This is a genomic window from Elstera cyanobacteriorum, from assembly GCF_002251735.1.
GTDB lineage: Bacteria > Pseudomonadota > Alphaproteobacteria > Elsterales > Elsteraceae > Elstera > Elstera cyanobacteriorum.
The window spans coordinates 1-8,097 of sequence record NZ_NOXS01000011.1 but is presented as its reverse complement, the minus strand read 5'-3'; the positions used below and the strand labels follow the sequence as shown (position 1 = coordinate 8,097).

Annotated in this window: 5 protein-coding genes; all 5 read left to right on the top strand. The window is 58.0% G+C overall.

Annotated elements, in window-relative coordinates; all coding sequences use genetic code 11:
- Window positions 1-410 precede the first annotated feature (410 nt).
- Complete coding sequence (locus CHR90_RS00370; RefSeq protein ID WP_094406586.1) at window positions 411-2,555, top strand: type I secretion system permease/ATPase; 2,145 nt, start codon at window positions 411-413, stop codon at window positions 2,553-2,555.
- Between the two features lie 187 nt (window positions 2,556-2,742).
- The gene (locus tag CHR90_RS00365) at window positions 2,743-4,053 is read left to right on the top strand and encodes an HlyD family type I secretion periplasmic adaptor subunit (protein ID WP_094406584.1); all 1,311 of its coding nucleotides are present in this window, start codon (window positions 2,743-2,745) and stop codon (window positions 4,051-4,053) included.
- Between the two features lie 26 nt (window positions 4,054-4,079).
- The gene (locus CHR90_RS00360; protein ID WP_094406582.1) at window positions 4,080-4,478 is read left to right on the top strand and encodes a toxin-activating lysine-acyltransferase; all 399 of its coding nucleotides are present in this window, start codon (window positions 4,080-4,082) and stop codon (window positions 4,476-4,478) included.
- A 35-nt stretch (window positions 4,479-4,513) separates the two neighbouring features.
- Complete coding sequence (locus CHR90_RS00355) at window positions 4,514-5,905, top strand: hypothetical protein (protein ID WP_094406580.1); 1,392 nt, start codon at window positions 4,514-4,516, stop codon at window positions 5,903-5,905.
- Window positions 5,906-5,915: 10 nt separating this feature from the next.
- Window positions 5,916-8,097: hypothetical protein (locus CHR90_RS00350; protein ID WP_141210828.1), on the top strand; the 2,182-nt coding region annotated here is incomplete at its 3' end.

Sequence of the window (8,097 nt, the reverse complement as noted above, 5' to 3'; positions counted from 1 at the left end):
TGAGCTTCTCTCGCTACGGCAAAACGCACGGTAATTCGAGGTGACCGATTGGGCTGCGGTCGAGCAGATTGCGCGAGAGCTGATGCGGCTCTAATTGGCCTATTTTTATGCGAAAATGGGTCAATATATCTATCACATAATGTTTCTTATGGTTCGGTTTGCTCCCGCTGGAGCCTTGTGGCGGGGATTAACCGGTGTCTGGTGGCCTCGGAACAATCCTGTGAGTTCTGCGAGTGTTAGAATGTTTCTCCTTTACGTCCGGTCATACATTCGTAAAAAGCAAGATATTTTTATCAAGCGAGTCGGTATTTCGGTAAGATTTAATGATTGCTTAACCAGTCTTTACGGCCCTAGGAGTCCTGCCGGGGTATGCGCCTCGGGCGGTGCAGTGGCATGGATGGATTGGGACGATGGGTGAAGCGGGCGTTGAGGCGGGGGCGGAGACTGATTCCGGCCTGTTGAGTTTATGCGTTTTGTCGCAGTTTCTGGGGCTTCCGCTCGATCCCATCCGGTTGCGGGCGCAGGTGGGGGCGGAGGGGCCGGTGGCGCGGCACGATCTGGTGCGCCTTGCCCGGCAGCTGGGGTTCGAGGCGTCCGATCGTAAACTCTCCTCCTGGAAAGGGTTAACGGGTTTGCGGCTGCCCGCGCTGGTCGAAGGGCGCGACGGCGGGTTTTTTCTGCTGGCAAAGGTCACCGAGGGCGAGGCGCTGATCCAGGCGGCGGGGGACGCACCCCGCCCCGTACCGCGGGCGGCGTTCGAAGCGCTGTGGTCCGGGCGAGTGGTGACGGTGGTGCGGCGCGAGGCACCGGGGCAGGCGGCGGCGCCCGGCTGGTTCAACGTCGGCTGGTTCCTCAGCCTGTCGCGTAAATATACGGCGCTGTTCAGTGAAGTGCTGCTCGCCAGCTTCTGTTTGCAGCTCTTCGGTCTGGTGTCGCCGCTCTTATTCCAGGTGGTGATCGATAAGGTGCTGGTGCACCGCTCGCTCTCCACCTTGGACGTGCTGATCCTCGCCATGGCGGCGCTGACCCTGTTCGAAGTGCTGTTAACCGCGCTCAGAACCTATACCTTCAGCCATACGACCCGGCGGATCGATGTGGAACTGGGCGCCAAGATGTTCCGGCATCTGATGGGCCTGCCGCTGAGCTATTTCGAAGCGCGGCGGGTGGGCGATACGGTGGCGCGGGTGCGCGAGCTTGAGGGCGTGCGCGCCTTCCTCACCGGCTCCGTCCTGACCCTCGGCATCGATATTCTCTTCACCATCGTCTTCTTTGCGGTGATGTGGATGTATAGCCCGGTGCTGACGCTGATCGTGCTCGGCTCGCTGCCGCTCTATATCCTGGTGTCGCTGGTGGTGACGCCCCTGCTGAAGACGCGCATAGAGGTGTCGTCCAAGCATCAGTCGGAGAGCCAAGCCTTCCTGGTCGAGATGGTCGGCGGCATCGAGACGGTGAAGTCGATGGCGGTCGAACCGCGCCTGCAGCGGCGCTGGGAAGAACATCTGGCCGATCACGCCGACAGCGCCTTCCGCTCCGGCCAATTGGCGCAATGGGCGGGGCAGGCGGTCAATCTGATCTCCAAGGGCACGACGGTGCTGCTGCTCTACGTCGGGGCGCGCTCGGTGATCGACGGCTCGCTGTCGGTGGGCGAGCTTATCGGTTTCAATATGCTGGCGGGCCGGGTGGCGGCGCCGATCTTGCGCCTCAGCCAAGTCTGGCAGGAGTTCCAGCAGATGCGCGTCTCGGTCTCGCGCCTCGCCGAAGTGATGGACGCCCCGGCGGAACCGGTCAGCGCGGCCCATCGCGCGCTCCCGGCGCAGATCGAAGGCCGGGTGACGGTGGAACATGTCGGCTTCCGCTACCGCAGCGACGGGCCGGAAGTGCTGACCGATGTGTCGTTGGCCCTGGAGCCGGGCGAGATCGTCGGCATCGTCGGCCCCTCCGGCTCGGGCAAGAGCACGCTGGCCAAACTCATCCAGCGGCTGCAGGTGCCGGAGAAGGGCCGCGTGCTGATCGACGGTATGGACCTCGCCCTGATCGACCCGCAGTGGCTGCGGCGGCAGTTGGGCGTGGTGCTGCAGGAGAATGTGCTGTTCAACCGCTCGATCCGCGACAATATCGCCCTCGCCGATCCCGGCGCGTCGATGGACCGGGTCATTGCCGCCGCCAAACTGGCCGGGGCGCATGAGTTCATCCTCGAACTGCCGCAAGCCTATGACACGGTGACCGGCGAGCGCGGCGCCAGCCTGTCGGGCGGCCAGCGCCAACGCCTCGCCCTGGCGCGCGCCCTGCTGACCGACCCGCGCATCCTGATCCTCGACGAGGCGACCAGCGCCCTCGACGTCGAATCCGAACAGATCATCCAGGCCAATATGCGCCAGATCTGCGCCGGGCGCACCGTCATCATCATCGCCCACCGCCTTTCTACGGTGCGCATGGCCCGCCGCATCCTGACCCTCGACCGTGGCCGCCTGATCGAAGACGGTACCCACGACGATCTGATCGCCAAAGGCGGGCGCTACGCTAGCCTCTATGCGATCCAAGGCGGGGCGGCGTGATCCATCTCAGGGGCTGTGCCCCCGAACCCCCCGCCAAGGGACTTGTCCCTTGGCAATCCCATTTATTGATTAAAACTTACCCCGCCATTGATCGTGCTTCCGAGACAGCCAGCGCGGATCCCCAAGGGGCCGTCGCCCCTTGGGCGGGGTTCAGGGGCAGCGCCCCTGTCACGACACAGGTGCCGCAATGAGCAACACGCGCGATCTGACGTTTCTTCCGGCGGCGTTGGAGGTCTTGGAGCGGCCGCCGTCCCCACTGGGGCGGGGGCTGGGTTTGGCGCTCTGTGCTTTGGTGATCGGTGGGATTGGCTGGGCGTCGCAGGCCAAGCTGGATGTGGTGGCGACGGGGACGGGGCGGCTGTTACCGGCGGGCAAGGTAAAGCTCATTCAACCGGCGGATGCTGGGGTGGTGACGGCGATCCGGGTGGTCGAGGGGCAGAAGGTGACAGCGGGCCAAGTGCTGGTGGAGCTTGATCCGCGCAGTGTCGAGGCCGATCTGGTCAGCCTGACGCGCGATCTTGCCCTGGCGCGGCTGGATAGCGCGCGGTTGACGGCCTTGCTGGCGGGCGGGGACGATTTCCCGGTGCCAGAGGGCATCGATCCGGGGCTGGTGGCGCAGCAGCGCGCCTTGCTGCGGGCGCGGGCGGCTGAACAGGCGGCGCGCTTTGCGGCGGGGGACGCCGATCTTGCCAAACGGCAGGCGGAGGTTCAGTCGATCCAGGCGCAGATCGCCAAACTGAACGCCACCATTCCGCTGGTGCGCAAACGGGCGGAGACGCGGCGCTATCTGGCCGATAAGCAAATCGGCTCGGAGATTACGGCGCTGGAGATCCAGCAGCAGTTGGTGGAGCAGGAGCGGGAGCTGGCGGTGCAGCAGTCGCGGCTGGCGGAAGCCCAGGCGACGCTAACGGCGACGCGGCAGGCGCGGGCGCAGGTGCATGCCGAGGCGGAGCGGACCCTGCAGACCGAGCGGGCCGATGCCGAAAAGCGCCGGGCGGCGCTGGAGCAGGAAGTGATCAAGGCGGAGCAGCGCCGCCAGTTCCGCACCCTGACCGCGCCGGTGAATGGGACGGTTCAGCAACTGGCGGTAACGACGGTGGGCGGCGTGGTGACGGCGGCGCAGGCGCTGATGGTGCTGGTACCAGAGGACGCGGGGCTGGAGGTTCAGGCCAATCTGCTGAACCGCGACATCGGCTTCGTGCAGCCGGGGCAGCGGGCGGTTGTGAAGGTGGAGACCTTCACCTTCACGCGCTACGGCTATCTGGAGGCGACGGTGGACAGCGTGTCGCGCGACGCCATCGACGACCCACGCCAGGGGCTGATCTATCAGGCGCGCCTGAAGCTCGACAAAACCAGCATGCCGATCGACGGGCGCGAGGTGCCGCTGTCGGCGGGTATGGCGGTCACGGTGGAGATTAAAACCGCCGAGCGCACCGTGCTCGACTATCTCCTCACCCCCCTGCAAAAGTACAAACAGGAAGCGCTCAGAGAGCGCTAGACCGATACACGAGTTTGGAGAAGATCATGACGACGCCGAGCGACCAACAAGCCCCGCAGACCGCGCAACAAACCGTTGCGGGGACGATGGGGGAGATTTGCTGGCTGATGTCGCAATCGCCCGCCCATAAGCATCTCTTCATGGCGGACCTCGATTGGTTCGTGGCCCCGGCCCTGCTGCTGGGCACCTACCGCATCTTCCGCGATCCGCAAAAGCCGATTGGCGTGGCGCTGTGGGGGAAGGTCTCGCCGGAGGTGCGGGAGCGGCTGAACGGCGGCATCCTGCGCCTGCACCCCGCTGAGTGGAACAGCGGCGAGATCGTCCGGCTGATCGATCTGGTGGCACCGTTCGGCCATACGGACGCGATGATTGCCGACCTCAAGAGCGTCGTGCCCGGGATTGAGATCGGGGGGCAGGAGTCGTGAGCCTAACATGGCCCCTTAGGATTGCTCTGGCCCTGATGCTCGGCGCGCTGACGGCTTGCGCCACCGGGCAACCGCAGGAGATTGGACCAGCGGTAAAGGGGATTGAGACACCGAAGGTCGTGAGGGTGGCACCGCCACCCGAACGGAAGGATTTCCATCTGATCGAGCGTCGTCGCTGGGTTCCTGAGGAGGGGTATTATTTAACCACCTACCGAAAGAATCAGCTGACGCCGCAGGAGCATGGTCCGGGGCTTATTATGGCTCCTGACGGTCGCCATTTTGTGGTTCTAGAGGATAAGGCAACTCGTTTTATCTCAACAGAAACGGGAGAAGAGGTCTTTAAGTTAAATATTCTAGGAAGTAGATACGGATCTTGGTTTTTTTCAACCGATAAGCGGTATTTTTTTATCAATAGTATTGATTTTGATATTGATCAATCCAAAAGAGAATTTATTGATCTTTCTCTGAGGGTAAAAAAAGAAAGCGAGAGGGGGGTATTGTTATTAATCGACTTATGGAATAATTTTTCTGTGGAAAAAATATATTATGAGAAAGATATTTGCGCTAAACTTCATTACAACCCAAACGACTGCGTTATGGTTATTGAAAATAACGGGGCGATAAACTCGTCCAATCAATCTCTCGGCGACAATGAACTTCTTATTCGCGAAGTCCCCTCAAAAAACAATCCTCGTTATGAGGGGGGATGGCCTTATTATGCCTACAATTTCCGAACGAAGGAGGTAAAGATTTTGCCTCGTTTGTCGAATAACGAAATGGTAGAGTTCGTTCTTCAGAGCGGTTTGGTAAAGCGAGAAGAGTATTCTGGCGGAATCTCTGCAACGGTCAGGTTGATCGCTTCAGAGGAGTTGCTGAAGAAGGATGTCGTTGTTTATTCTGTGCGCGTTCCCTTCAAACCTTCCAGTGAGAAGAACTCGCCTTATGCGCCGAAACTCTTTCACGGTTTGATCTCTATTAATGTCAAAACCGGCGAGCGGAAGATCATCGGCGTTCCGGGGTATGAAGACACGGGCGGGGCGAGTATCCGGACCTACGTGCGAGGGGACAAGATTGCCTTGTTGGGAGGGACGCTCTTCCAAGGGCGCTACACGATGGCGGATCTGTATCAAGTTTTCGAGGTAACGCCCGAGTGGCAGAGACTATTCTCGTATAGCAATGCCGATAAGAGTAAAGTACCGCTTGTTCTTGGTTATCTTTATGCGGTCCGCGACCGGGATCATTATCTGGGTTTTCGTTCCGCGAAGACTTTAACCTTCACTGATGTTTACCTGAATCCGCTGCGCAGTTTTACAACACCGTTTCGTCTTGGGGGGCTGAGCTCTGAGCAGAGTATTTCAGTCGACGGACGTACCGCGGTCGGCACCGACAGCGACAGCAAGAACATCTACCTGATCCAATTCCCGTGAGGTTACGCTGATGAGCAATCAGTCCCCCAACTCAAAGTCCGTTGATTACGGCAAATTTGTAACCGCAGCTATGGCGGCTTGGATTTACCGAGGAGACGGTAACGGGACCAAAAACGAGAATGTTCCCGTCGGTTTCAAGGTCTTGGATCGAAGCAGTAACCATCCCGAACTGACCAAGCGGGGACTGGATGCGGCTTTCGTGAGCCATATCAACCCTCTCACGGGAAAAACGGACATCATTGTCACCTACGCGGGGACGGCCTTCGAGAAGGCGGCTGCCCCATCGGGATCTGATGACAATATTGCCGCGCTCAAGGATGGGGTTGCCAATAATCAAGGTTTGACGGGTACCCGCATTGCGCAGACTGATGATGCTAAGATATTTATTAATAAGTATTTGGCAGATGCATTGTCAACAGAGAATATAAATAAAGATAATATTGGTCAAATTTATGTCACAGGGCACTCCCTTGGGACAACCGACGCTTTGGCGGGTACTGCGGCGTTTAAGCAGTTTTTTAGTGATAGAGAAAATATTAATAGTTTCGGCTCTGAACATAAAATCAATTTTCAAGCCTTTTCGATCCCCGTATATTTTGCCGATCAGGTTATTTATCACAAGGATGACCTCGCCGGGGTTAAGGTCAATATTACCGTCAACAGAGACGATCCGGCGCATGCAGGTATGCCCGCCGATGCGCTCACGCGGGCCTTCGATGGTACAGGGATCGGCTCATTTGATTATGACGATACGATTATGGGTCAGGCCCCTGCCGTTCCAAGCTTGATTGCGTTAGCGCGGGAGATTTTTCCCGCCGCCGCTTTTATGGCGCAGAAGGAAAATCATGACTCGGGCGGGCTGCTCAAGGAGCTAGAAGGTCGCTTTTATACGACAGATGAGGGGAGGGATTACCTGAGGGCTATTTCCTCAGAGGACTACCGCGCAAAAATAAATGAAATGAAACAGCCTGGACAGGAAGAATGGGGGGCGTGGAAGGAAAAAATTTTAACACCTTACACACCTGAAGATGCGTCTATATTGAATATGCTGACTACCCTAAAGTCCAGTGGACAAACGCCAGAAGGCCGTGTCCTCGTCGCCCTGGCGTCTGGTTTGGGTTGGGATCCCCTTAATCTGGGGCAGAGAGTTGCTTTACAGACGGCAGGCGCTCCAGGGTTTCCGGCTACCGGCATGTGGTATACCCTCGATAGCAATGGTATTCCGCTTTCCTCACCGGACTCGAACGGGATTTCATATGCCCAGTATATAATGGAGCGGCTCCAAAATGGACAGGGCTTGCCTAATAATATTATCAGCCCGGATGACGGTGTTAGTTTAATTGACACAACAAAGACCTCCAATTTTGAAGAGATTCATCCGGATAATACTAATGATAGCAGTTCCGAGTCCGACGGTAACTCAGGAAACTCTGGCTTCACTGTCACCCTAAACGGCGGCGGCAATTTCGGCGGTACCGGATCAGGAACATCAATCACAACGAATGATGGGTTCACAATCAATCTCGGGTGGGGCTCGGGAAGTGGGACGTCCGTTGTCATCACCGATCAGGTCGTCAGCGGGACGGACCAGACTGCCGATACTTCCAAACCCAAAGGTCCCACCCTCGGCGGTGGGGTGGGCGCTGCTATTTCCGCACTGGGGTCGGCGCTCAATCTTCACGATCCTATTCTTAACCGAATCGTTAATAGTGGCTTTGACCTTCTCGGCGATTTTGTGACTTCTCAGATCGACGGAACCAGCCTTGGTGTTTCGACCGAGCAAGTCGTCGGAAATTTCTTTGCTGGGCTTATCTCTTCTGCGGTGATGAACGCGCTGGGGATTAAAGGGATCCCAAGCCAGATTATCAGTACGGTTTTGAATAGCTTTGTGTCGAAGGTTGTCGAGCAGGTATTGCTAGATAAAGCCGTTGATGTCGCTATCGATACAGCCTTCAGTGCGACATTCGGTGAAGCGGGTATAACGAATATTGCGGGCAGCATTGGTTCTATTATTGGTAGCTTCCTTGCGAACAAAATTTTACCCATTAATAGCCCTGTCGGAAGCGTTGTTTCCGCAGCGGCAAGCTATTTTATCTCGGGGGCTCTGACAGCGGCGCTCGGCCCATTGGCTTTTCTGGTTGGCGGTTGGACACCTCGAAAAACCCCTCGCGTCGGGGTTGGTGACGTGATTC

What these genes read in the sequence shown, in the direction of transcription:
- CHR90_RS00370 (WP_094406586.1), top strand. Translation starts at nt 411, where the DNA reads ATGGGTGAAGCGGGCGTTGAGGCGGGGGCGGAGACTGATTCCGGCCTG.
- CHR90_RS00365 (WP_094406584.1), top strand. Translation starts at nt 2,743, where the DNA reads ATGAGCAACACGCGCGATCTGACGTTTCTTCCGGCGGCGTTGGAGGTC.
- CHR90_RS00360 (WP_094406582.1), top strand. Translation starts at nt 4,080, where the DNA reads ATGACGACGCCGAGCGACCAACAAGCCCCGCAGACCGCGCAACAAACC.
- CHR90_RS00355 (WP_094406580.1), top strand. Translation starts at nt 4,514, where the DNA reads ATGCTCGGCGCGCTGACGGCTTGCGCCACCGGGCAACCGCAGGAGATT.